The following is a 24,660-nucleotide window of genomic DNA, read 5'->3' as shown; positions in this document are numbered from 1 at the left end:
AGAACAAATGGTAGCGGCGGAAGATTCCGCGCTCCTATGAGTCAGCCGCGGGGCGGAAGCACGCGGCGGGCCATCGAGACGGCCGGCCCGAGTTCGGGTGCGCGCAGAAGCGCGAGAAGTCCGAGGTAGACGGCGAGCACGACCAGGCCGATGATGCCCGAGCCGATCGCGCCCAGCAGGGGACCCGAGACCGTCCATCCGGCGTCGCCGCCCAGCAGCACGTACGTGCCGAAGCCGGCGGCGCCGGCGGGGATCGCCGCCAGGGCGAAGCGACCCAGCGCGAGCGTCCACGAGGCTGTGCCGATTCCCCCGAGCCGGCGTTCCAGCAGCCACGTGGCGATCACCACCTGCACGGTGCTCGAGAGGGATTGGCCGAGGGCGATGGCCGCGGCGAGCTGTTCCACCGGCGCCACAGCCGATGCGATGAGTGCTGTGACGATGACCAGAGCGGCCTGGACGAGCGTGAAGAAGAACGGCGTGCGGGTGTCGTCGTACGCGTAGAACGTGCGCTGGATCACGAAGAGGACCGACAGCGGGATGAGCGACACCAGGAAGCACAGCAGCACCGGAGCCGCCTGCTGCGCCTGCTCCGCCGAGTTGGTGAAGATGCGCGAGGCCGGGACCGCCGCCGCGGCCAGAGCGGCCGTCGCGACCACGATGAAGAGCCCGAGGGTGCGGATGCTGCGGCCGATGTCGCCGCGCACCTGGTCGTCGCGCCCGGCGGAGGCGTGCTCGCTGAGCTGGGTGAAGTAGGGGGTTCCGATCGACAGAACGATGATCGAGTACGGGAGCATGAACAGCAGCCACGCGTTCTGCGACGCCAGCGTCGCGGGCCCGCTCCCGGATGCACCCGACAGCACGCGCGACTGGACGAGACCGGCGAGCTGGCCGGCGATCACCATGAGGAACGTCCAGCCGGCCATGCGCCCGACGTGGTTCAGGCCCACACCGCGCCAGCGGAAGTCGGGGCGGACGGGCAGATTCGCCCGGCGCCAGAACAGCAGCAGCACGATCGACTGCAGCACGATCCCGCCGGTCGCCGTGCCCGCCAGAAGGGTGATCATCGCGGGTGTCCAGTCCGCGACCTCGGTGACGGGGCCGCCGAAGACGACGACGAACACCGCGAAGCCGGCGATCGAGACGATGTTGTTCACGATCGGCGCCCATGTGAACGGTCCATAGACGCGACGGGCGTTCAGAGCCTCGCCGACCAGCGCGTACAGCCCGTAGAAGAGGATCTGCGGCAGGCACCAGTAGGCGAAGGCCGTCGCCAGCGCGATCTGGTCGGGGGCGAACTCGGGGCCGTAGAGCTGGACGAGCCACGGCGCGCCGATCGTGGCCAGAGCCGCGGTCGCCAGAAGCACCACGGTGCCCAGCGTGAAGAGCTTCGACACGAACGCGCTGCCGCCGTCCGAGTGCGCGGCGGCCTTGACGATCTGGGGGACGACGACGGCGCTGAGCAGCCCTGCCGAGATGATCGCGTAGACGATGTTGGGCAGCTGGTTGGCGAGCCCGAAGGCGTCGCCCGCGCGGGATCCGACAGATCCGATCGCCGCGACGAGCACCACTGAGCGCAGGAGGCCCGTCACCCGCGAGACGACGGTGCCCGCCCCGATGAGGACGCTCGCGCGCCCGATGCCGCTCACGCGTCGTCACCCGCGCCGGGCGCGGCACCGGGCGTCGAATCGACATCCGTCGGTTCTGTCGAGGCGGATTCGGATTCGCGACGACGGGCGCGCAGGCGCAGCACGGTGCGGATCGCGCCCGCGACGACCAGCCCACCGACGAGCACGGCGAGCACGGCGATGCCCACGCCTTCCCACTCCGCGCGAACGTTCACCACCACCGTCTGCGTGGACCCGATCGGCACGCCGGTCGGGCTGTTCAGCTGAAGCTCGAGCGACACCTGGCCGTTCCCGATGCGCGCCTGCACCGGAACCACGACCCGGCTGTTGCTGTCGGCGGTCGCGGCGACCGGGATCCCCGATTCGACGGACAGCCGGAGGTTGTCGGACGAGGTCAGCAGCACGACGTCGGCCGGATAGGGGAGATCGTTGCGCACCCAGAAGCGCAGGGAAGCAGTCGAGCCGGCGAGTGTGATGTCGCTCGTGGGAAGGAGGGCGACCGAGTCGAGGGTCTCGCGGACGTCTTCCTGATGAGCGGTCGTCGCCGAGAGCGCCGCGAGCGGGTCGTCGGACCAGGCGGTACCGAGCAGCTGGAGGATCTCGGCGCGCTCCGGGCCCGTCAGCAGCGTCTGATCCTGCAGGATCGTGGCGAAGCGGGCGATCGCGGCTTCGCCGTCGAGCAGACGCCTCACCTCCGCGACCCGCGCCGCGTCCGCGTCGGCCTCGGTGATCGTGACGCGGCGCTGCGTGGCCGTCGGCAGGACGTCGATCGATGACAGTGCGATGCCCGGTGCACCTTCTGCCGCCGACATCGCCAGGGTCGAACCGGTGCGCGTGGGCAGCTCCGCGCGATCGAGAGCGATCGCGATCGGCCGGCCCGAGGATTGCGCCGCGGCGAACGACAGCTGCGCCGTGGCGGCCGCGATCGCCGCGCTGCGGTCGATGGGATCGTCGGCCGATGCCGCGGCGCTGAGCGCTTGCGAGGAGTCGGCGTCGAAGACGAGCACGGAGGCGGCGTCGGCCGCGGCGCGCGCACTCACGGTGGCGCCTGTCGCGCCGCCGCCGGTCGAGCGGGACGACACGACCGTGAGCGCATCCGCGTCGGAGCCGGATGCGGCGAGCATCGCGACCGTCTCCGGCGTGACCGAGCTCGTGGCGGGCCAGTAGACGTCGCCGAGCGCCTCGCCGATGTCGACGAGGTCTTCCAGCGAAGGGATGCCGGGGCCCGCGTCGTCCGCGGACTCGGTCGGCTCCGGAGTGGGCAGACCCGTCGGCTGAGGCTCGTCCGTCGATTCGTCGACGCCGGTGAAGTCGTTGGGATCGATGTACGCGGTCAGATCGAGCGGAGCAAGCGGCCCATCCAGTCCGGCCTGGAGCTGGACGCCCGGGTCGGCGTCGCCGAACTGCAGCGCGAAGCGGTCGTTCGGAAGGGCGAGCAGGTCGACCAGCCACTCCTGCGCCGAGACGGGTGCGTCATCTCCGAGCACCCGGATCGCGGCCGGGATGGCGGGATCGACCGCGAGGACGGCGGGTGTGCCCTCGGCGGCGGCGAGCTGAGCCGTGAGCGAGCCGTCGAACGCGGTGAGCGTCTCGAGCTCCGCGGCGGTGAGGAGTCCCGCGGTCCGCGGTCCGGCCGTGATGGGCATGATGACCACGGTCTCGGCGTCCGGGGTGTCGGGGTCGGGAACCACTACGGCGCTGGTCGCCGTGGTCGCCGGATCGCCGTCGACGCCGAGTACGGCGGCGAGGGGGTACACCCCGGGATCCAGGTCCTGCAGCGCGTCGGACGATGCCGGCACGGTGATGGACCGCACGGAGGCGTCGGCGGGCTCGGCTGCCGAGAGGCTCGTCTGCGCCAGTGACGTCGTCTCGACACCCGACACCGTGCCGGCCAGCCATGACGACAGCGCGGTGCGGCTGCGGAGCGGCTCCGTGCCGATCCCGAGGGTGACCGGCGACTCCGGCACGACGGATGTCGTTCCGTTGGCGAGCCGCATCGTGACCGTCAGGCTGTCGCCCGGCTCCAGGACGCCGCTGCGGACGGGAGCGAGCGTGAGGTCGACCGTTCCCGACGCGTCGGCGCCCGGTGTCGGCTCGGGGGTCGCGGTGGCGGCGGCGGCCGGCAGCGCCGACAGCGATGAGAAGGCGAGCAGACCGGAGACCGCCACGGCCGCGATCGCGCGACGGCGCGACGCACGCGGGGGCTGAGAGGTCACGGTCATTGCAGATTCGCTTCTTGTGCGATGTCCGGACCGCACGATCACATGAGATTCTACGGAACCGAACCCGGACGCACGTCGAGCCGCGACCGCGGTTGAATGGATGCGTGCTGCCAGAACCGGATGCAGACCGCTGCCGCGCACTCGCCGGCGATCTCGCGGATGCAGGATTCGAGGCCGACGCGGTGCGCGCGGCGTGGGGACCGATCGCCGACGACGCCGTCGGGAGGGGACTGCGAGCGCCTGCGCTCAGGGCGCTCGCGGGGCGCGGCGATCCGCTCGCCGTCCTCGCGCGGATGTTCGTGATCGGGATGCCGCAGCCGATCGCGGCCGTCGATGCGGCGCTCCCGCGGACGCGCGCATCGGGACTGTCTGCGCTCGGCCTCGCCGTCACCGAGCAGGATGAGGTCGTCCCCACCGCCCTGGTGCATCCCCAGGCCTTCGCGGATGCGCACGGCGATGGGCACTGGTGGATCGCGAGCGACCTCGACGAAGCCGCCGTGGGCGGTCCGCTGCCCGAGGACCATGTGCTGGGGGTGGGCGGTGCATCGCTGACGCTCGCCGGTCTGCAGCTGCCGCTGCCGGCACGGCGCGCGCTCGACGTCGGCAGCGGGTGCGGCATCCAGTCTCTGCGCGCTCGTCGTGACACGGCGGAGGTCGTCGCGACCGACATCTCGGAGCGCGCTCTGCGCTTCACACGGCTGAACGCCCTGCTGAACGGTGTCGACGGCATCCGGATCCGTCGCGGCAGCCTGTTCGAGCCGGTGGCCGGCGAACGATTCGATCGCATCGTCTCCAACCCGCCGTTCGTGATCACGCCCCGCCGGGACGGGGTGCCCGCCTACGAGTACCGCGACGGCGGCATGGTCGGCGACGATCTGGTGGCGGCGTTCGTGCAGGGAGTCGGAGCGCATCTCGAGCCCGGCGGCGTCGCGCAGCTGCTGGGGAACTGGGAGACGCGGCGAGATGGCGCGGGCCTCGACCGGGTGCGTGAGTGGGTCGCGGGCTCGCCGGTGCCGCTGGATGCATGGGTCGTGGAGCGGGAGTCGATCGATCCGCTGGCCTATGCCGAGCTGTGGGTGCGGGACGGCGGCACCGCGCCGGGCTCGCCCGGATACGGAGCTCTCATCGAGGCCTGGCTCGAGGACTTCGGCTCTCGAGACGTGTCGGCGATCGGGTTCGGGTACATCCTGCTGCGACGCCCCCGGAACGCAGAGCCCACACTCGCGAGGTACGAGAGCGTGTCGCATCCCGTGCCGGACGGTCTCGGCGCGCACCTCGCGACGGCGCTGGCCGTCCACGACAGGCTGAGCGGGCTCGACGACGATGCGCTCGCGGCGGCGGTCCTCACCGTCGCGTCGGATGTGACCGAGGCGCGACACCACGTGCCCGGCGAGCCGGATCCCTCGGTGATCGAGCTGCGGCAGGGCGGGGGATTCGCCCGGTCGCTGTCGGTCGACCCGGCCCTCGCCGCGCTCGTCGGAGCGTGCGACGGCGACCTGCCCGTCGGGCGGCTGATCGATGCGATCGCCGGGCTGCTCGAGGTGGACGCGTGCGAACTCCGAGCCGACCTGATGCCCCGCGTTCGCGAACTGGCGTTCACCGGATTCCTCGCGCTCCCCGCCGTCACGGACGGATCGGCGCCGGATTAGGCTTGAATCCATGCTCAACATGGCCGAGGGCGTCGCGCGCCTCGGCGCGCTCGCCGAGTCACCCGTCGTCTCGACGCTTGCGCGCGCCTTCGCCGACGCCGGTTTCGACCTCGCGATCGTGGGCGGTCCGGTCCGCGACGCGCTGCTGGGTCGCGAGACGAACGATCTCGACTTCACCACGGACGCGCACCCCGACGACATCCTGCGCGTCATCAAGCCCATCGCCACCGCGCACTGGGACATCGGCCGAGCGTTCGGCACGATCGGCGCCAAGGTCGCGGGCGAGACGGTCGAGGTCACGACGTACCGGGCCGACAGCTACGACGGCGTGACCCGAAAGCCGACCGTCCAGTTCGGCGACGCGCTCGACGGCGACCTCGTCCGCCGCGACTTCACCGTGAACGCCATGGCGCTGCGCGTGCCCGCCCGGGCGCTCGTGGACCCCACCGGCGGCGTCGAGGACCTCATCGCCGGACGGCTGCGCACCCCGGCAGATCCTCACGTGAGCTTCGGCGACGACCCGCTGCGGATGCTGCGGGCGGCGCGCTTCTCGTCGCAGCTGGGCTTCGACGTCGACGAGGGCACGATCGCGGCGATGATCGAGCTGCGCGCGACCCTGGGGATCGTGAGCCCCGAGCGCATTCAGAGCGAGCTGGTGCGGATGCTGCAGACCGCCGACCCGGTGCGCGGCATCCGACTGCTCGTCGAGACCGGGCTGGCCGACGAGTTCCTGCCCGAGGTGCCGGCGCTGCGTCTCGAGGTCGACGAGCACCACCACCACAAGGACGTCTACGAGCACTCGCTCACGGTGCTGAACCAGGCCATCGAGCTCGAGCGGTCCCGGCATCCGGAGGAGGCGGCCGATGTTCCGCTGCGCCTCGCGGCGCTCCTCCACGACATCGGCAAGCCCGCGACGCGCAAGCTCGAGCCGGGCGGCGGCGTGACGTTCCATCACCACGACATCAAGGGCGCGCGCATGGCGCGCAAGCGTCTGAACGCGCTGCGCTTCGACTCCGACACCACCAAGGTCGTGACGCGGCTCATCGAGCTGCACCTGCGGTTCTTCGGCTACGCCGAGGGGGCGTGGACCGACTCGGCGGTGCGCCGGTACGTGCGCGACGCCGGCGACGAGCTCGAGCGGCTGCACATCCTCACGCGCGCCGACGTCACGACGCGGAACAAGCGCAAGGCGACGCGTCTGCGCAAGGCCTACGACGACATCGAGGAGCGCATCGCCGAACTCGCCGCGCAGGAGCAGCTCGATGCGATGCGACCCGAACTGGACGGCAACCGCATCCAGGAGCTCCTCGGCATCCGCCCGGGCCGCGAGGTCGGGGAGGCGTACCGGTTCCTGCTCGACATCCGCCTGGACGAGGGGCTGATCGGCGAGGACGAGGCCGCGCGGCGTCTCAAGGACTGGTGGTCAGCGCGCGCCTGAGGCGATCGCCGGCGTGCCCGTCGGTGGAGAATCGGGTTCCGTCCCCGTCCCGCGGCACCGGTGATCCCGACGACGAGCGCCCGCCCCGATGACCGGGACGGGCGCTGCGTGACGCGGGATCGGGTTACTTCGTGAGCTCCGACGCCAGCTCCTCGAACACCGCGACGTAGGCGTCGATCGCCTCATCGGTGTGGGTGACCGACAGCGTCCACTCCTCTTCGCGGCCAGGCGTCATGAAGATGCCGCGGTTGAGGTTGAACAGCCACGCGAGGTTCGCGAGGTCGGCGTCCTGGTTCTCCTTGAACGACTCGTAGTCGACGACCTTCGTCGTCGAGAACGTGACGCAGCCCTTCGAGCCGATGCCGAGCGCGTAGCCGGGCAGCTCGTAGCGGTCGACGACGTCCTGGCAGCCGCTCACGATGCGGTCGTTGAGGTGGCCGAGGTGCGCGTACGCCTCGGGCGTGAGCACCTGCTCGAGCGAGGCGCGCGCGGCGACCATCGACAGCGGGTTCCCGTTGTAGGTGCCCACCTGGTAGACCGAGCCGTCCTCGACGACCGACATGACCTCTTCGGTGCCGCCGATGGCACCCGAGGGCAGGCCGCCGCCGAGCACCTTGGCCATCGTGACCATGTCGGGCGTCACGCCGAACTTCTCGGTCGCGCCGCCGGCGGCGATCGCGAGGCCGGTCTTGACCTCGTCGAAGATGAGCACGATGCCGTGCTTGCGGGTGATCTCGCGAACGGCCTCGAGGTAGCCGGGCTCGGGCAGGACCACGCCGAGGTTCATCATGGCGGCCTCCATGATGACGCACGCGGGCTTGCGGCCTTCGGCGGTGAGGCGCTCGATGCGGCGCTCCATGGCGCCGGCGTCGTTGAAGGGCACCGCGACGGTCATGTCGACGACCGACTGCGGGATGCCGGCGCCGTAGGCCAGCGATGCGAGGTTCTCGCGGTCGCCGATCTTGTCGTACTCCACGCCGATCGACACCATGACGGTGTCGTGGTGGCCGTGGTACGAGCCGAAGATCTTCATGACGGTGTCGCGGCCGGTGAGGGCGCGGGCGATGCGGATGGCGTCCATCGTCGCCTCCGAACCCGAGTTGGTGTAGCGCCACTTGGGGAGCCCGAAGCGGCGGGCCAGCTCATCGGCGACGAAGACGTCGTCCTCGGTGGGGCAGCCGAAGTGCGTGCCCATCGGGTAGCGCTCGGCGATCGCGGCGCCGATGGCCGGGTGCGCGTGACCCTGGACCATCGAGCCGAAGCCGTTGTGGAAGTCCCACATCTCGTTGCCGTCGACGTCCCAGACCTTCGGACCCGAGCCGCGCGAGATGTAGATCGGCCACGGGTCGCGCAGCTGGTAGCTGGATGCGACGCCGCCGGCGAGGTGGACGCTCGCGCGCTTGTACATCTCACCGGATGCTCCGGTTCGCTCGTCGAGGCGGGCGGCCTCGCGTGCCGTCAGCTCGGCGATGCGAGCGCGATCGATGCGTGTTGTCGTAGGGGTGCTCATGCTTCCTCCCGCATGATGACTGCCGATCGGCCTGGCATCGACGGGTTGCGGAAAGCACGGCCCTCCGGTCGGCCTGGCGCCGGAGGCGGTCAATATGACGGGGACATTCTACCAAGCCGGCGACGGGCGTGAGAATCCCCGGTCAGGGGTCATTCGGCGGTCCGTGTCAGGCACACCTCCGACGACGCTCGACCATGGCGCCCGCGGGGCGGGATCAATAGCATGCCGACCATGGTCAAGATGTGGGGTGCCAGACGCCGGCTGTGGAACCGGATCGCGACGCTCAAGTTCGCCGGGGCGAAGGTCGTCGACATTCGCGTCCCGGACGGTGGCGGAGCACACGTGCGCGCGGTTCCGCTGTCGACGCGGTTCCCAGGCATCGGCATCCACGAGGTCCTGGTGGCGGACCGGATACCCACCGGGGAGGGCGATGCACGCGCCGAGCGCTTCTACCGGCTGATGGCGCGTCTGTTCCGGGTGTTCTCGCCCAACGTGCCCGGCCTGCCGTCGATCGACGCCGATCGCCGGGCGGCTCTCGGCGCGGCATACACGGACCGGCACCGCGCACTCTTTCCGGCGCCGGAGTTCCCCGACGAGTTCCGCGACCTGGACCTCGGCCTCATGGCCACGACCGGGCCCTACGCCCACTACGTCACGGCGACCGGGCCCGACACGTACGAATGGGATCTGCGCGCGCTCGGCGACTACGACGTGCACGACGGGCTCGTGCGCCTCGGAGTGCACGTCCGCTTCGTGCAGGAGGGCACCCGGCTGCGTGCCACCGAGATCGCCAGCGCACTCGGAACCGTGGTGCCCGGCGACACCGACTGGGACCGATCCGTCGGCCTCGCACTGTGCGCGGCGACCACGCACACCTCGCTCATCCGCCACTACAACTGGGTGCATCTGATCCCCGGCGCCGCCTTCGCGATCGCGACCCGCAGCGCGCTTCCGGCGGACCATCCGCTCACGCGACTGCTGTGGCCGCACATCTACCGCACCGAGTTCAGCAACTGGGTCACCACCGTCGGGCAGCTCAGCCCCGGGGGCGACTTCGAAGAGATCTTCAGCTTCACTCGCGAGTCGCTCCTGCGGCTCTTCGACGACACGTGCCGCAGCTTCGACGCGACCGTCGTCGACCCGTGGGCGGATGCCGACAGGCGCGGCATCGTCGGGCGCGGCCTGGACCTCCCCGTCCTCGAGAACTCGCTCGCCCACCACGACGTGATGCGAGCCCACGCCGAGCGCTATCTGCGCGCCTACTACGCCGATGACGCGGCGCTGGCCGCCGACGCCGACGTTCAGCGCTGGTTCGCCGAACTGGACCACCTGATCCCGAACGGCGCGGAGCCGCTGGGCGGCACCACGACACTGGAGTCGGCATCCCGCCTCATCGGCTCGCTGATCCACCTCGTCGCCTACCAGCACGAGGCCTACGGCACCCTGCTGTGGAACTACCAGCTGTGGACCCAGGTGCAGCCGATCCGGGTCCGCGCCGACGGCGCCCCTGAGCCGGTCGACGTCTATCAGCGGCTCGTCAACGCCGACTTCGGCCTCAACATCCGGCGCTCGCCCATGATGCAGGACTTCGCCTTCCTCGCGCTCGACGGCCGGGGCCGTGCGGCCTTCCGCGCCTACCTGTCCGACCTGCTCGCGCTGCAGACGCGGCTCGAGGCCGAGCCGCACGCGCTCTACAACGTGTATCCCGACATGCTCGAAGCGAACATGAACGGCTGAACGCGGCGCCCGGCCCCGCCTCCCCACCTCGGGGTCGCACGATCCGGCCTACACTTGACCCACGCTCCCGCCAGAGACGATCGGAGCCGCATGTCATCGCCGTGGACGCCGAGACGTGACGTCTCGCCCGAGACCTCCCGCCTGCTGATCGAGCGCGCCCACGAGGAGATCCTCGCCGGCAACGCCGCCGACCAGCGCCTGCGCGACGTGCGCCCGCTCGTGCGCGAATCCTGGACGCGCGCGCTCGCCGATCTCGTGGGCGCCGAGGCGCTCCCGCCTCTGGACCTCAGCGCCGCCGATCTCGAGGAGTACCGCCGCGCGCACCCGCTGTCGGGTGTCATGGACATGGTGCGCGGTCTCCTGCTCCCCGGCGAGCAGGACGACTCCGGTGTGGTCGTCGCGGTCGGCGACGCCGCCGGGCGCCTGCTGTGGGTCGAGGGCGATCGCAGCATCCGCTCCCTGACCGGTGCGATGGGCTTCGTCGAGGGCGCCAACTGGTCGGAGGAGGCCGTCGGGACCGCCGCACCCGGAACCGCGCTGCGTCTGGACCGATCCGTCCAGATCCACGGCGCCGAGCACTTCAACCGGCTAGTGCAGCCCTGGTCGTGCACGGCCGCGCCGGTGCACGATCCCGAGACCCGCCGCATCCTCGGTGTCATCGACGTCACCGGGGGCACCGAGGCCGTGTCGGCCCAGGCCCAGCTGCTCGTGGACGCCACCGCCCGTGCGATCGAGGGTGAGCTGATGGTGTCGCGGCTGCGGGCGCGCGCCGAGGCTCGGCCGAAGCCGCGTCGCTCCCAGCCGCCGCGCGAGGCGACGCGGGCGACGCTGCGCGTGCTCGGGCGCGACCGCGGACTGCTCGACGTCGTCGGCGCCGAGGGGGAGCGCGTGCACGAGCTGTCGACGCGGCACGCCGAGATCCTCCTCATGCTCGCCACGCACCGGCAGGGGCTGTCGGCCGAGCGGCTCGGGGAGCTCGTGTACGGGGGAGCGGATGCCGCCGACACGCTGCGTCCCGAGATGGTGCGGCTGCGCAAGGTGCTCGAACGGTCAGCGCCCGCGCTGGTGCCGGCATCCCGCCCGTATCGACTCACCGCCGAGCTCGAGACCGACGTGCAGCAGGTGATGTCACTGCTGGACCGCGGCGCTCACCGCGTCGCGCTCGCCGCCTACCGCGGGGACGTCCTGCCCGACTCGGTGGCCCCGGGGGTGGAGGAGCTGCGCGACACCGCCCGCCTGACGCTGCGCGAGGGACTGATGGCCGAGGCGTCCGTCGACGTGCTCCTGGCGTACGCCGAGACCGCGGCCGGCGCCGAGGACGACGAGCTGCTGCGGCTGTGCCTCGGGATGCTGCCGCCGCGGTCGCCCAAGCGGGCCGCGATCGTCGCGCGGCTGGAGCGCATCGAGGCCAAAAAAGAGGAGATTCCCTGAAAATCATTCTCATGAATGGTTATCGCTAGCCAAACTAGGAATTATTCGCTAGTTTGACTAGCGAAGCACAAAGCGGTGCTTCGAGATTCGAAGGGGAATGACATGCGCAAGAAGATCGTCGCAGCACTCGCAGGCGGGGCTCTCGCCATCGGCGCAGCGCTCGCCGCCCCGGCCGCCGCCTCGGCCGCGGGCTACGGAAAGCAGATCAACGACGGGTGCGGGGCCAGCTACGGCCAGCTCGTCTCGATGGCCCGCGACGTCGGCCACGTCACGGGATCGGTCGGCGGAGCCAAGAACTTCGTCGAGAGCGGCCTCGCCGCCGCACACGGGTGCAGCTGAGACTCATCCGCCCGGGGGGAACGGAAGGACGTCGCGGCCCGGCCGCGACGTCCTTCTCTCATGCTCCCCAGACGGCCTGATTCCTGGCAGGATCGGGCATGACGGGGGAGGACGCCATGACCGACCACAGCGGCACCGACGAGATGCCCACACCCGCACTCAGCGCGCTCGCCGAAGCGCACGGCATCGCGACGTCGTACTGGTCGTTCTTCGGCCAGCATGTCCAGGTGCCGGCCGCGACCCTCCGGGCGGTGCTGGCCGCCATGGGCGTCGATGTCGAGGCCGACCCGCAGGCCGTGCTCGACCAGATGGAGGAGGCCGCGTGGTGGGAGCTGCTCCCCCCTTCGCGGGTGGTCCGCCAGGGGAGCGGCGAGATCGTCGTGAACGTGCAGGACGGTCACGACGTCCGGCTGGAGGTTCGGCTCGAGGACGGCTCGTGGCGCGACATCCCGATCCCCGGACAGCAGCCGCAGGCGCGCGTCGTCGACGGCGACATCGTGTGGCGCCTGCACGTCCCCATCCCGGGTGAACTGCCGCTGGGCTGGCACGAGCTGTACGCGCAGCAGATCCCGCACGGCTCGCACGGCGCCGACCGCACGGCGACCTGCACTCTCGTCGTGACGCCCACGCGTCTCGCCCCGCCGCCCTCGCGGCCCGGGAAGGGCGGACGGGCGTGGGGCCTCATGGCCCAGCTCTACTCGGTGAGATCGACCGGGTCGTGGGGCCTCGGCGACTTCGCCGATCTGGCCGATCTGGCCGCGGTCGTCGCCGACAGCGGCGCCGACTTCCTGCTGGTCAACCCCATCCACGCCGCCGAGGTCGTGCCGCCGATCGAGCCCTCGCCCTACCTCCCCGCGACCCGCAGGTTCGTCGCACCCCTCTACATCCGTCCCGAGGACATCCGCGAAGTCGCCTATCTCGCTCCCGCCGACCGGGCGCGCGTCGCCGAGGCGCACGCGGGCATGGCCGCATCCAACCGGGACCCCGAGCGCGTCGATCGCGACGCGGCGTGGGAGGCCAAGCGCGCCGCCCTCGAGATCGTCTTCACGGCGCCGCGGACGCCGGCCCGCCAGGCGGCCTTCGACGCGTTCGTCGCCGAGCACGGCGAGCACCTGGCGGACTTCGCGCTGTGGTGCGCCCTCGAGGAGCACTACGCCGACGTCGACGAGCGTCCCGACGAGGCGTGGAACATCGAGTCGCCGCTCGTCGCGCAGCTGCGCATCGACCTCGGCGACCGCGTGGCCTTCCACACGTGGCTGCAGTGGATCGCCCAGGAACAGGCCGAAGCTGCCCAGGCAGCCGCGCGCGGCGCCGGCATGCGCATCGGCGTCATGCACGACCTCGCGGTCGGCGTGCACACCGAGGGATCGGATGCGTGGTCGCTGCGCGACATGTACGCGCAGGGCATCACCGTCGGCGCCCCACCCGACATGTACAACCAGCAGGGTCAGACGTGGGGCCAGCCGCCGTGGATGCCGGGGGCGCTCGCGCGCGCCGGGTACGCGCCGCTGCGCGACATGATCCGCGGCCTGCTGAAGCACGCCGGCGCGCTGCGCATCGACCACATCATCGGGTTCTTCCGCCTGTGGTGGATCCCCGACGGGCTGGGGCCGGCGGCCGGGACGTACGTCCGGTACGACCACGAGGCCATGATCGGCGTGCTCGCGCTCGAGGCGCACCGCGCCGGCGCCGTCATCATCGGCGAGGATCTCGGCAACGTCGAGCCGTGGGTGCGCGAGTACCTGTCGGACCGCAACATCCTCGGCACCTCGGTGCTGTGGTTCGAGATGGAGGGCGACCGCCCCCGTCCGCCCGAGCAGTACCGGAAGGCGCTGCTGGCGACGGTCAACACGCACGACCTGCCACCGACGGCGGGCTACCTCGCCGGCGAGCACGTCGACTTGCGCGCCCGGCTGGGGCTGCTCGAGCAGCCCGTCGAAGAAGCCCGCGCCGAAGCGCGCGCCGAGCAGGAGGCCGTGCTGTCGGTGCTGCGCGAGCGGGGGCTCATCGCCGAGGACGCCTCCGAGGAGGAGATCATCCAGGCGCTGCACCTCTACCTCGTCGCGGCGCCCAGCGAGCTGCTGGGCGTCGCGCTCGTCGACGCGGTGGGGGAGCGGCGCGTGCAGAACCAGCCGGGAACCGACAAGGAGTACCCGAACTGGCAGATCCCGCTCGCCGACTCCGACGGCGAAGCGGTGCTGCTCGAGGACATCCCGGGCATGCCGCGCTTCCGCGCGCTCACCCGTGCCGTGGACCGGGCGCTGCGGGACGCCGCCTACTGAGACGCTCGCAACTCGATGCAACGTTGCCCGTTCTAGCTTCGACGCAACTCAACCGCGACGACCGACGTCGCGGACGCAGTCGAAGGAGACAGCAATGACCATCGTCGAAGAAGGCGTCTCGAGCGTCTACGCCGCCCCGGGCGAGCGCGGCAGCGTCGCCCAGTACCGCTCCCGCTACGGCCACTTCATCGGCGGCGAGTGGGTCGAGCCGATCAAGGGCCAGTACTTCGAGAACATCACCCCCGTCACCGGCAAGCCGTTCGTCGAGGTCGGCCGCGGCACCGTCGAGGACATCGACCGCGCCGTCGAGGTCGCATGGAAGGCGTTCGAGTCCTACAAGCGCACCACGGCCGCCGAGCGAGCGATCATGCTCAACAAGATCGCCGACCGCATGGAGGAGAACCTCGAGAAGATCGCCGTCGCCGAGACGTGGGAGAACGGCAAGCCGGTCCGCGAGACCCTCGCCGCCGACATCCCGCTCGCGATCGACCACTTCCGCTACTTCGCCGGCGTCCTGCGGGCTCAGGAGGGCTCGCTCAGCGAGATCGACGGCGACACGATCGCGTACCACTTCCACGAGCCGCTGGGTGTGGTCGGCCAGATCATCCCGTGGAACTTCCCGATCCTCATGGCGACGTGGAAGCTCGCCCCCGCGCTCGCCGCCGGAAACTGCGTCGTGCTCAAGCCCGCCGAGCAGACCCCCGCGTCGATCCTGTTCCTCATGGAGCTGATCCAGGACCTCATCCCCGCGGGCGTCGTCAACGTCGTCAACGGCTTCGGCATCGAGGCCGGTGCGCCGCTCGCGCAGCACAAGCGCATCCGCAAGGTCGCCTTCACGGGTGAGACCACGACGGGCCGCCTCATCATGCAGTACGCGTCGCAGAACCTCATCCCCGTCACCCTCGAGCTCGGGGGCAAGTCCGCGAACGTGTTCTTCGAGGACGTCTGCCGTGCGAACGACGACTACTACGACAAGGCACTCGAGGGCTTCACGTTCTTCGCCCTCAACCAGGGCGAGGTGTGCACGTGCCCGTCGCGCGCGCTCATCCAGCGGTCGGTCTACGACCAGTTCCTCGGCGACGGCCTCGACCGCGTCGCGAAGATCAAGCAGGGCAACCCGCTCGACCCCGAGACGATGATCGGGGCGCAGGCCTCGAACGACCAGCTCGAGAAGATCCTGTCTTACATCCAGATCGGCAAGGACGGCGGTGCGAAGCTGCTCGCCGGCGGTGAGCGCGTCGACCTCGGCGGCGAGCTGTCGGGCGGGTACTACGTCGCCCCGACGGTGTTCGAGGGCACGAACGACATGCGGATCTTCCAGGAGGAGATCTTCGGGCCCGTGGTCTCGGTCACGAGCTTCGACGACTTCGATGACGCGATCGACATCGCCAACGACACGCTGTACGGCCTCGGCGCCGGTGTCTGGAGCCGCTCGGGCGACACCGCCTACCGCGCCGGCCGCGCAATCGAGGCCGGCCGCGTCTGGACGAACACGTACCACCAGTACCCCGCGCACGCGGCGTTCGGCGGGTACAAGCAGTCCGGCATCGGCCGCGAGAACCACCTGAAGATGCTCGACCACTACCAGCAGACCAAGAACCTGCTGGTGTCGTACGCCGAAGGCTCCATGGGCTTCTTCTAGAAAGCACGGCGGGTGCCCGAAGTCCCCAGCGCGGGCGCCCGCCGCGTGCCGCAGCGCAGGAGATCCGCGCCGTTGATCGGGGGATCCGGCCCGGGACCTCCTTCTTCCTGCGTTGCGGCACACCCCTCTCGGAAAGGTGATCCCATGCCCACCCTCACGCGCGTCGCCGTGACGGACGACGCCGCAGCCCTGCTGCGGCAGCTGACCGCCCAGCACGGCAAGCTGATGTTCCACCAGTCCGGCGGATGCTGCGACGGCAGCGCCCCCATGTGCTACCCGATCGGGATGTTCATGACCGGCCCGAGCGACGTGCTGCTCGGCACGATCGAGGTCGGCCTCGACGACCCGATCGAGGTGTACATGTCGGAGTCGCAGTTCGAGTACTGGAAGTACACGCACCTCACGATCGACGTCGTCCCCGGCCGTGGCGCCGGCTTCAGCGTGGAGGGTCCGACGGGCATGCGGTTCCTCATCCGCTCCCGCATGCTGGACGACGCCGAGCTGCAGCATTTCGGCCTGAAGGAGCCCGCGTGACTGCCGGCGATGAGGCCGTCACGGCGCGATAGCACCGGACCAAGGTGATTCCGCACCGGCTTGCCGGGGATTCGGGTGCGATTGCGCCGTGACGGCTCAACCGCCCGGGGCGCGCCGGTTTGCACCGCGCCCGCCGCTCTGCCTAGCGTGAGTCCACGCCGATAGAAGGAGTGCCGTGGACGACTTGCTGGCCAGTGCCGACCCCTGGGAGCAGTGGAGCGCGTGGGGGATCGTGCTGGGGATCCTGATCGGCGTCGTGATCGTCGTCTCGATCATCGCCGCCGTAGTGCTCGCGGTCATCGGCCGCCGGCACAGCTGGCCGAAGGCGCTGAGCGACCGCACGAAGTGGCCGTTCCGCGTCACCCTGCTGCTGATCGCCCTCATCATCTCGACGGTCGTCGCCCCGATCGGCGAGGACTGGATGACCGGGATCGTCCACTTCTTCGTGATCCTGCTCATCATCTCGGTGTCGTGGCTGGCGGCGCAGCTGTTCCTGTTCTTCCTGGACTCGGGGGCGCGCCGCTACAACATCATGGAGAAGGACACGGCGTCGGCGCGCAAGATCCAGACGCAGATGCAGATCGTGCGGCGCCTGGTCATCGCGACGCTGGTCATCTTCGCGGTCGGTGCGATCCTCATGACCTTCGACGGCGTGCGTGCTCTCGGGGCGAGTGTCCTGGCGTCCGCGGGCGTGGCGTCGATCGTCGCCGGTCTCGCGGCCCAGTCGGTGCTCGGCAACCTCTTCGCCGGCGTGCAGCTCGCCTTCAACGAGGCGATCCGCGTCGGCGACGTCGTGGTCGTCGAGGGGGAGTGGGGCCGCATCAACGAGATCACCCTCAGCTACGTCGTGATGCAGGTGTGGGATCAGCGCACACTCGTGCTGCCGTGCACCTACTTCACCAGCACGCCCTTCGAGAACTGGACCAAGCTCGGCCGTGAGCTGCTGGGCACCGTCTACTTCGACCTCGACTGGCGCATCGACGTCGACGAGATGCGCGACGAGCTCGACCGCATCCTCGAGGGCACCGACCTGTGGGACGGCAAGACCAAGGGGATCGCCGTGACGGATGCCGTCGGCGGTGTGCTGCAGGTGCGCGTCACCGTCAGCGCGGCCGACTCCGGCGCACTGTGGGATCTGCGCGTGCTCGTGCGCGAGAAGCTCGCCGCGTGGGTGCGCCGCGAAGCGCCCGACGGCCTTCCCGCCCGACGCATCCTGGCCGCGGGCGCGATCACGACCGAGCCGGAGTCTCCGCCGGCGGGCTGATCTGAACCGAGGCCCGACATGGTCGCCGGCCTGCCCTCTTCTGCGCCGCTCGCGAGGAGAGTACCGTGGCGCGCATCGACGACCTGTGGGGGGTCGGCCGTTCGGCGTGCCCGCGCACATGAGCCCGAGTCCGACCGTGGCTGGGACCACGTTTCAGTCTGGTTACGGTTCGTTCACCGGATTGCCGATCTGCGTGGAGCGGGCGCAAGATTGCCGAGGGTCGCGCCCACCGACGCGACCGACTCCTTCACAGCAGAGGTGGAACATGTCACTTCATCACAGCGCGCGCGGCCGTGCGGGCCTCGCCGTCGCAGCGCTCGGCGCTTCGGCACTCCTGCTCGCCGGCTGCTCCGGCGGCGGCAGCACAGATGACGGCGGCACGTCTTCGGGCGAGCCGATCATCGTGGGCACCACCGACAAGGTCACGACCCTCGATCCCGCGGGATCTTACGACAACGGCTCGCTCGCCGTCCAGACCCAGGTCTTCCCGTACCTCGTGAACACCGACTACAACTCGACCGAGGTCGTGCCCGACCTGGCCGAGACCGCGGAGTTCACATCGGAGACCGAGTACACCGTCACGCTGCCGGCGGGCCTGAAGTGGGCCAACGGCAACGACCTGACCTCGTCGGACGTGAAGTTCTCGTTCGACCGCAACCTCGCCATCGCCGACCCCAATGGCGCGTCGAGCCTGCTCTACAACCTCGACAGCGTCGAGGCGCCCGACGACACCACGGTGGTGTTCCACCTCAAGTCGGCGAACGACCAGGTGTTCCCCTTCATCCTGACCAGCTTCCCCGGCGCCATCGTCGACGAGGAGGTCTTCGCGGCCGACGCGATCACGCCCGACCAGGAGATCGTCGACGCGAACGCCTTCGGCGGTCCGTACACGATCACGTCGTGGGACTTCAACAAGACCGTCGAGTTCACGCCCAACGAGGACTACGTGGGCCTGCTCGACGCGCCGGTCAACAGCGGCGTCATCCTCAGCTACTTCGCCGAGTCGTCGAACCTGAAGCTGGCCGTCCAGCAGGGTGACATCGATGTGGCGTACCGCTCGCTGTCGGCCACCGACGTCGAGGACCTGAGCACGAACGACGCCGTCCAGGTCATCGACGGCCCCGGCGGCGAGATCCGCTACATCGTGTTCAACTTCAACACGCAGCCGTACGGAGCGACTACGGCAGAGGCCGACGAGGCCAAGGCGCTCGCGGTCCGCCAGGCCGTCGCCGACCTCATCGACCGCGACGCTCTGTCGGAGCAGGTCTACAAGGGCACCTACACCCCGCTGTACTCGTACGTCCCCGAGGGCTTCGCCGGCGCGACCGAGTCGCTGAGGGGTCTCTACGGAGACGGAGACGGCGGACCGGATGCCGAGGCGGCCGCAGCGCGGCTCGCGGACGCCGGTGTCGAGACGCCGGTTCAGCTGAGCCTGCAGTACAGCCCCGACCACTACGGCCCGTCGTCGGGTGACGAGTACGCGCTGATCAAGTCGCAGCTCGAGGCCGACGGTCTGTTCGAGGTCGACCTGCAGTCGACCGAGTGGGTGCAGTACTCCAAGGACCGCACCGCCGACGTCTACCCCGCGTACCAGCTCGGCTGGTTCCCGGACTACTCCGACGCCGACAACTACCTCACGCCGTTCTTCCTGACGAACAACTTCATCGGGAACCACTTCAGCGACGCTGAGACCGAGGAGCTCATCCTCGCGCAGGCGGTCGAGACGGACCCGGACACCCGCATCCAGCAGATCGAGGCGATCCAGGACCGCGTCGCCGAGCTGCTGTCCACGGTGCCCTACCTGCAGGGCGCCCAGGTGGCGGTCGCGGGCACCGACGTCGACGGGGTCATCCTCGACGCGTCGTTCAAGCTGCGCTACGCGCCGATCACCAAGTAACGCCGACGGCGGCGGGGCGGTCCGCATTCATCCGGACCGCCCCGCCGCCCCACTCCCGGCGCGCCCGGTGCACAGTTAGGCTCCCCCCATGACCAGTGACGTCGCTCCGGCGTCGATGCAATCGCCTCCGGCGCTCGACCCCACCAAGACAAGATCGCGCGGCACATTCGGCCGCTACATCCTGGTGCGGTTCCTGCTGATGATCCCGACGGTGCTGATCCTGGTCACGCTCGTCTTCTTCCTCATCCGTCTGACGGGCGACCCCATCACGGCGGCGCTCGGCGGTCGGCTGCCTCCCGACCAGCTCGCCGAGCGCATCAGCGAGGCCGGCTACGACCGGCCGATCATCGTGCAGTACTTCGAGTACCTCGCGCAGATCCTGGTGTTCGACTTCGGCACGACGATCACCGACAATCAGCCCGTGAGCCAGGTGCTGCTCACGTACGGCGGCGCCACCCTCGAACTCGTCTTCTACTCGCTTATCGTCGCCTTCATCCTCGGCATCCCGCTCGGCATGGTCGCCGCGGCGATGCGCGACCGGTGGCCGGACGCGGTGCTGAGAGTCTCGGCGATCCTCTTCTACGCCACGCCGGTCTTCTTCTCTGGCCTGGTCGCCAAGCTCGTCTTCTCGGTCTGGCTCGGCTGGTTCCCGGTGAGCGGCCGCGCGAGCGTGCGCACCGAGATCGCGCTGACCCGCGACGGCGGGACGGGCCTGTACCTCATCGACGCCATCGCGTCGGGCAACCCCGCGTACGTGTGGGATGTCCTGGCGCACGCGGTGCTGCCCGCGATGACCCTGGGCCTGCTGACAGCCGGCATCTTCCTCCGTCTGGTGCGCACCAACGTCATCGGCACGTACAACATGCCGTACGTGGACGCGGCGCGGTCGCGCGGGGTGAGCGAGTTCCGGCTCGTGCGCAAGCACGCCTACCGTCCGGCGCTCATCCCGATCATCACGGTGATCGGTCTGCAGATCGCACTCATGCTCGGCGGCGCCGTGCTGACCGAGACCACGTTCGAGTGGAAGGGCCTGGGCTTCCAGCTCGCGGCGTACCTCTCGGCCCGAGACTTCGTCGCGGTGCAGGGCATCGTCGCGATCATCGCGATCATCGTCGCGGTCACGAACTTCGCCGTCGACATCATCGCGGCGTTCATCGACCCGAGGGTGAGGTTCTGACATGGCGAAGCGCCGCATCGTCGACCGCCTGCCGGTCGTCCACCAGTTGCGCCAGAGCGTCGGTCTGCAGCGCGGGATGCTCGTCGCCGGTCTCGTCCTCACGGCGATCTTCCTCTTCTTCGCGGTCTTCGCTCCGTGGCTCGCGCCGTACAGCTACGACCAGCTGAGCGGACCCGACGGCAACTTCGGCGCGCAGCAGCCGCCGAGCGCCGAGCACTGGCTCGGCACGACGGTCGGCGGGTACGACGTGCTGTCCCGCGTCATCTGGGGTGCCCAGACGGCGCTCATGGTGATCGTCGTCGCCCTCGTGCTGTCCGTCTTCCTCGGCATCCTGCTCGGCCTGCTCTCGGGGTACCTCGGTGGCTGGGTCGACCGTGTGCTCGTCGTCGTCGCCGATGCCATCTACGCGTTCCCGACGCTGCTGCTGGCGATCGTGGCGGCCATCGCGATCTCGGGCGGGCAGTCCGGCCTGTGGCCGGGGATCATGGCCGCCGCGGTGTCGATCACAGTGGTCTTCATTCCGCAGTACTTCCGTGTCGTGCGCGCCGAGGTGGTGCGCGTGAAGGCTGAGGCGTTCGTGGAGTCCGCCAAGGTCATCGGCGCTTCGACCCCGCGCATCATGTTCGTCCACGTGCTGCGCAACTCCACCCGCACGCTGCCGCTCATCGTGACGCTGAACGCCTCGGAGGCGATCGCGACTCTGGCGGCCCTGGGCTTCCTGGGCTTCGGCATCGAGCCGACGGCGGCCGCCGAATGGGGCTACGACCTCAACCGCTCGATCAGCGACGTCGCGGCGGGCATCTGGTGGACGGCGATCCCCCCGGGCACCGCGATCGTCCTCGCGATCCTCGGCATCACGCTCATCGGCGAGAGCCTCAACGATCTCGCCGACCCGCGTCTGCGCGCGCGTCGGCGCGCGGCGGGCGGCACGCCGGCCGACGCGGTCTCGGGATCCGAGACAACGACGCAGGAAGAGCTCGGGGAGGTGCCGTGATGACGACGTCGGCTGTGAACTCCGGCGACATCGCCGTCGACATCCGTGACCTCGAGGTCACCTTCGCGACGGATGCCGGAGGCGTGCGCGCGGTGCGCGGTGTGACCCTGGACGTCCGGCAGGGCGAAGTGCTCGCGATCGTCGGTGAGTCCGGCAGTGGCAAGTCGGTCACGGCCCGCTCGATCATCGGGCTGCTGCCCGAGACGGCGACCACGAGCGGCGCTGTCGTCCTGGACGGCACGGATGTGATCGGTCTGGATCCGCGAGGACTGCGTCAGGTGCGCGGCTCGAAGGCGGCGATGATCTTCCAGGAGCCCTCGACGGCGCTCAACCCCGTCTACACCGTGGGCTGGCAGCTCATCGAGGGCCTGCGCGCCCACGGCAAGTACACCGCCGCCGAGGCGAAGGAGCGAGCGGTCGAGATGCTCGGACGCGTCGGCATCCCCGACCCCGAGCACCGCGTCGACGACTACCCGCACCAGTTCTCGGGCGGGCAGAAGCAGCGCATCGTCATCGCGATGGCGCTTGCGCTGAACCCGGGTGTGATCATCGCGGACGAGCCGACGACGGCGCTCGACGTCACCGTCCAGGCCGAGATCCTGGATCTGCTGCGGCGGCTGCGCGACGAGGACGGCACGGCGATCGTGCTGATCACCCACAACATGGGCGTGGTCGCCGATCTGGCCGACCGCGTGGCGGTGATGCTCAACGGCGAGATCGTCGAGACCGCTCCGGCGGTCGAGCTGTTCGCCCAGCCGAAGCACGAATACACGCAGCGGCTGCTGGCGGCGGTGCCGAGACTCGAGATCGCCGATCGACGGATGGCCGAGTCCAAGGCATCCGTCGCTCCCGTCGTCGAGGCCACGGGTCTGGTCATCGAGTATGCCGGGCGCTTCGGCCGGGCCGGTTTCCGCGCCGTTCAGGGGATCGACTTCTCGATCGCGCCGGGTGAGGTCCTGGGGCTCGTGGGAGAGAGCGGTTCGGGCAAGACCACCATCGGCCGGGCGATCGCAGGGCTCACCCCGGTCTCGGGCGGCTCGCTGCGGGTCCTCGGCACCGAGATGCTCGGCGTGAAGGAGCGCGCGTTCCGCGCGAAGCGCAAGGAGCTCGGCTTCGTCTTCCAGGATCCGGCGACGAGCTTCAACCCGCTGCTGACGATCGCGCAGAACGTCGCGGAGCCGTTGATCGTGCACGCCGGGGCGCGGGATGCCGCCTCTGCGCGCGGCAAGGTCGACGAGCTGCTCGAGGCGGTGCAGCTGCCGAAGGACTTCGGCGATCGGTTCCCGCACGAGCTGTCGGGCGGTCAGCGGCAGCGGGCGTCGCTGGCGCGCGCGTTGGCCCTCGACCCGAAGCTCCTCATCGCCGACGAACCGACGAGCGCCCTCGATGTCTCGGTGCAGGCGCGGGTACTGGACCTCTTCCGCGATCTGCAGGAGCGGTTCGGGTTCGCGACGCTGTTCATCACGCACGATCTCGCCGTCGTCGACATGCTCGCCCACCGTGTCGTGGTACTCCACCACGGCGCGATCGCCGAGGAGGGCCCGACGGCGAAGGTGCTCGGCGACCCGCATGACGACTACACGCGGAGGCTGATCGCGTCGCTGCCGGTGCCCGACCCCGCCGAGCAGGCCATACGGCGCGAGCAGTGGCGCGAGACCCGCGACGCCTGACGCCGCCCGAACGGCACCCGCCGCGCTCAGGGCGCGAATCCGCCGAGGAGCCCACCGAACAGCAGGGCGAACCCGCCGAACTGGGCGAAGATCCAGAAGCCGACGACCACGCCGATGATGATCACGACCGCCCACGGCACGCCGCGGCGCAGCCGCCTTCCGGGCGCGGCGACCCCGGGCGGCGGCCGCAAGGCGGTGGGCGGCGGCTGGAAAGGCACCGCCTGGTGTCCCCCCGGAGCCGGCATCCGCCCGGCGGGGGGAAGGGGAGCGGATGCCGCCCGCGCCGCTGCGGCGGCATCCGCCCTCAGCCGTTCGTCGCGCCACCGCGCCCACTGCTCGAGCTTGTCCAGCAGCGCGCCGACGACCGAGAACAGCCAGGCCCACATCGCCGGGTCGAGCGTCGAGAAGTCGCGCTTGGCGTAGAGGAACAGCCAGTCGTCCACGATTTCGACGTCGAGGGCGGCGGCGTTGTCGATGAAGCGCGCCATGATGTCGGGCGTGAACAGGTAGAGCGCGTCGCGCTCGTAGCCGCGCGGGCAGTACAGCGCGAAGTAGCGGTCGAAGTCGCCCTCGAGACTCAGCCGCTGGCCGCGGTCGAAGGTCGACGGCAGATTCGAGCCGAACAGGGTGTTGTTGCTCGTGGCGTCGAGCACGATGTGCGGCAGGGGCACGTCGAGCTTGACGGCGACGTACCCCCACGTGTGGGTCGTGCTGTTCTTCCCCGAGCCGGTCGTGTACCGGTAGTTGGCGAACTCGACGAAGCGCGGACGGTCGCCGCGCACCAGATCCAGCGACTGACGCGAGTGACCCTGCCCGAAGATCATCCCGGGCAGCGGCGGCGTCTTCAGCACGGGCACGTAAGACATGCCGTTGGCGCGCGCGAAGCGGTCCAGCCGGTACCGCTTCTCGCCTGCGCCCCGCATGCGGCGGAACACGAAGATGCCGACGGCGGCGAACACGCCCATGATGAACAGGATCGGCACGAACGCGACGAACGGGACGAAGGCCAGCTCGCCCTCTCCGAGGGCGACGATCATCGCCCCGATCGCGCCGACCAGGATGAACCCGAACATGCCGACGAAGACGACGGCCATGACCGCGAACACGACGGCCACGACGATGTTCGTGCTCGACGGGACGCGTCCCGAGGCCCGCATCGCCCGCGCGTGGGCACGCACCGCAGTCCGATCGACCGGTTCGATCAGCGGGCGTGCGTCGAAGGGCGCGGCAGCCATGCGGCCAACCTATC

At 70.2% G+C, this 24,660-nt stretch carries 17 protein-coding genes; 13 read left to right on the top strand and 4 right to left on the bottom strand.

What is annotated here, in order from left to right:
* Positions 1–41: 41 nt before the first annotated feature.
* Positions 42–1,646, bottom strand: coding sequence for a murein biosynthesis integral membrane protein MurJ (gene murJ, locus P0L94_14120; protein WES63596.1), 1,605 nt, complete (start codon positions 1,644–1,646; stop codon positions 42–44).
* Entirely contained in the window at positions 1,643–3,847 is a 2,205-nt protein-coding gene (locus P0L94_14115; protein ID WES63595.1) for a DUF6049 family protein, read from the bottom strand. The genes murJ and P0L94_14115 overlap by 4 nt, the downstream gene beginning before the upstream one ends.
* 104 nt (positions 3,848–3,951) lie before the next feature.
* On the opposite strand from P0L94_14115, the gene P0L94_14110 reads away from it, so the two are divergent.
* Together P0L94_14110 and P0L94_14105 are read left to right on the top strand one after the other, a co-directional pair.
* A complete protein-coding gene (locus P0L94_14110) occupies positions 3,952–5,496 on the top strand; it encodes a methyltransferase (protein WES63594.1) in 1,545 nt (514 codons plus the stop codon).
* Between the two features lie 10 nt (positions 5,497–5,506).
* Positions 5,507–6,934, top strand: coding sequence for a CCA tRNA nucleotidyltransferase (locus P0L94_14105; GenBank protein ID WES63593.1), 1,428 nt, complete (start codon positions 5,507–5,509; stop codon positions 6,932–6,934).
* Between the two features lie 124 nt (positions 6,935–7,058).
* Here the strand turns inward: P0L94_14105 and P0L94_14100 are convergent, their stop codons facing one another.
* Positions 7,059–8,444, bottom strand: a complete 1,386-nt coding sequence (locus tag P0L94_14100) for an aspartate aminotransferase family protein (GenBank protein ID WES63592.1) — start codon at positions 8,442–8,444, stop codon at positions 7,059–7,061.
* 231 nt (positions 8,445–8,675) lie between these two features.
* On the opposite strand from P0L94_14100, the gene P0L94_14095 reads away from it, so the two are divergent.
* From P0L94_14095 to P0L94_14045, 11 genes are all read left to right on the top strand, one after another.
* Entirely contained in the window at positions 8,676–10,181 is a 1,506-nt protein-coding gene (locus P0L94_14095) for a lipoxygenase family protein (GenBank protein ID WES63591.1), read from the top strand.
* Positions 10,182–10,271: 90 nt separating this feature from the next.
* Positions 10,272–11,612, top strand: a complete 1,341-nt coding sequence (locus tag P0L94_14090) for a GAF domain-containing protein (GenBank protein WES63590.1) — start codon at positions 10,272–10,274, stop codon at positions 11,610–11,612.
* 102 nt (positions 11,613–11,714) lie between these two features.
* Positions 11,715–11,951: a hypothetical protein gene (locus P0L94_14085; protein ID WES63589.1), complete on the top strand. Its 237-nt coding sequence runs from the start codon at positions 11,715–11,717 to the stop codon at positions 11,949–11,951.
* A 98-nt stretch (positions 11,952–12,049) separates the two neighbouring features.
* Positions 12,050–14,233, top strand: a complete 2,184-nt coding sequence (gene malQ, locus P0L94_14080; protein WES63588.1) for a 4-alpha-glucanotransferase — start codon at positions 12,050–12,052, stop codon at positions 14,231–14,233.
* A 94-nt stretch (positions 14,234–14,327) separates the two neighbouring features.
* Positions 14,328–15,875 (top strand): aldehyde dehydrogenase, encoded by a 1,548-nt coding sequence (locus tag P0L94_14075; protein ID WES63587.1) that lies wholly within the window; start codon positions 14,328–14,330, stop codon positions 15,873–15,875.
* Positions 15,876–16,019: 144 nt separating this feature from the next.
* Positions 16,020–16,409: a DUF779 domain-containing protein gene (locus P0L94_14070; GenBank protein ID WES63586.1), complete on the top strand. Its 390-nt coding sequence runs from the start codon at positions 16,020–16,022 to the stop codon at positions 16,407–16,409.
* 175 nt (positions 16,410–16,584) lie between these two features.
* Positions 16,585–17,673 carry a mechanosensitive ion channel family protein gene (locus tag P0L94_14065; protein ID WES63585.1) on the top strand — a complete coding sequence of 363 codons (1,089 nt, stop codon included), beginning with the start codon at positions 16,585–16,587 and terminating at the stop codon, positions 17,671–17,673.
* 265 nt (positions 17,674–17,938) lie between these two features.
* Positions 17,939–19,570 (top strand): ABC transporter substrate-binding protein, encoded by a 1,632-nt coding sequence (locus tag P0L94_14060; protein ID WES63584.1) that lies wholly within the window; start codon positions 17,939–17,941, stop codon positions 19,568–19,570.
* Positions 19,571–19,658: 88 nt separating this feature from the next.
* Positions 19,659–20,747: an ABC transporter permease gene (locus P0L94_14055; protein WES63583.1), complete on the top strand. Its 1,089-nt coding sequence runs from the start codon at positions 19,659–19,661 to the stop codon at positions 20,745–20,747.
* A 1-nt stretch (position 20,748) separates the two neighbouring features.
* Positions 20,749–21,741 (top strand): ABC transporter permease, encoded by a 993-nt coding sequence (locus P0L94_14050; GenBank protein WES63582.1) that lies wholly within the window; start codon positions 20,749–20,751, stop codon positions 21,739–21,741.
* Positions 21,741–23,411 (top strand): ABC transporter ATP-binding protein, encoded by a 1,671-nt coding sequence (locus P0L94_14045; protein WES63581.1) that lies wholly within the window; start codon positions 21,741–21,743, stop codon positions 23,409–23,411. Before P0L94_14050 ends, P0L94_14045 begins: the two co-directional genes overlap by 1 nt.
* A 26-nt stretch (positions 23,412–23,437) precedes the next feature.
* On the opposite strand, the gene P0L94_14040 is transcribed toward P0L94_14045, so the two are convergent.
* Complete coding sequence (locus tag P0L94_14040) at positions 23,438–24,646, bottom strand: hypothetical protein (protein WES63580.1); 1,209 nt, start codon at positions 24,644–24,646, stop codon at positions 23,438–23,440.
* Positions 24,647–24,660: the final 14 nt, after the last annotated feature.

Source organism: Microbacter sp. GSS18, assembly GCA_029319145.1.
GTDB lineage: Bacteria > Actinomycetota > Actinomycetes > Actinomycetales > Microbacteriaceae > Microbacterium.
Note: the sequence above shows the minus strand (reverse complement) of the source record. Positions and strands in the feature narration are given on the sequence as shown.

What these genes read in the sequence shown, in the direction of transcription:
- P0L94_14115 (WES63595.1), bottom strand. Translation starts at nt 3,847, where the DNA reads ATGACCGTGACCTCTCAGCCCCCGCGTGCGTCGCGCCGTCGCGCGATC.
- P0L94_14105 (WES63593.1), top strand. Translation starts at nt 5,507, where the DNA reads ATGCTCAACATGGCCGAGGGCGTCGCGCGCCTCGGCGCGCTCGCCGAG.
- P0L94_14100 (WES63592.1), bottom strand. Translation starts at nt 8,444, where the DNA reads ATGAGCACCCCTACGACAACACGCATCGATCGCGCTCGCATCGCCGAG.
- P0L94_14095 (WES63591.1), top strand. Translation starts at nt 8,676, where the DNA reads ATGGTCAAGATGTGGGGTGCCAGACGCCGGCTGTGGAACCGGATCGCG.
- P0L94_14090 (WES63590.1), top strand. Translation starts at nt 10,272, where the DNA reads ATGTCATCGCCGTGGACGCCGAGACGTGACGTCTCGCCCGAGACCTCC.
- P0L94_14085 (WES63589.1), top strand. Translation starts at nt 11,715, where the DNA reads ATGCGCAAGAAGATCGTCGCAGCACTCGCAGGCGGGGCTCTCGCCATC.
- malQ (WES63588.1), top strand. Translation starts at nt 12,050, where the DNA reads ATGACGGGGGAGGACGCCATGACCGACCACAGCGGCACCGACGAGATG.
- P0L94_14075 (WES63587.1), top strand. Translation starts at nt 14,328, where the DNA reads ATGACCATCGTCGAAGAAGGCGTCTCGAGCGTCTACGCCGCCCCGGGC.
- P0L94_14070 (WES63586.1), top strand. Translation starts at nt 16,020, where the DNA reads ATGCCCACCCTCACGCGCGTCGCCGTGACGGACGACGCCGCAGCCCTG.
- P0L94_14060 (WES63584.1), top strand. Translation starts at nt 17,939, where the DNA reads ATGTCACTTCATCACAGCGCGCGCGGCCGTGCGGGCCTCGCCGTCGCA.
- P0L94_14055 (WES63583.1), top strand. Translation starts at nt 19,659, where the DNA reads ATGACCAGTGACGTCGCTCCGGCGTCGATGCAATCGCCTCCGGCGCTC.
- P0L94_14050 (WES63582.1), top strand. Translation starts at nt 20,749, where the DNA reads ATGGCGAAGCGCCGCATCGTCGACCGCCTGCCGGTCGTCCACCAGTTG.
- P0L94_14045 (WES63581.1), top strand. Translation starts at nt 21,741, where the DNA reads ATGACGACGTCGGCTGTGAACTCCGGCGACATCGCCGTCGACATCCGT.
- P0L94_14040 (WES63580.1), bottom strand. Translation starts at nt 24,646, where the DNA reads ATGGCTGCCGCGCCCTTCGACGCACGCCCGCTGATCGAACCGGTCGAT.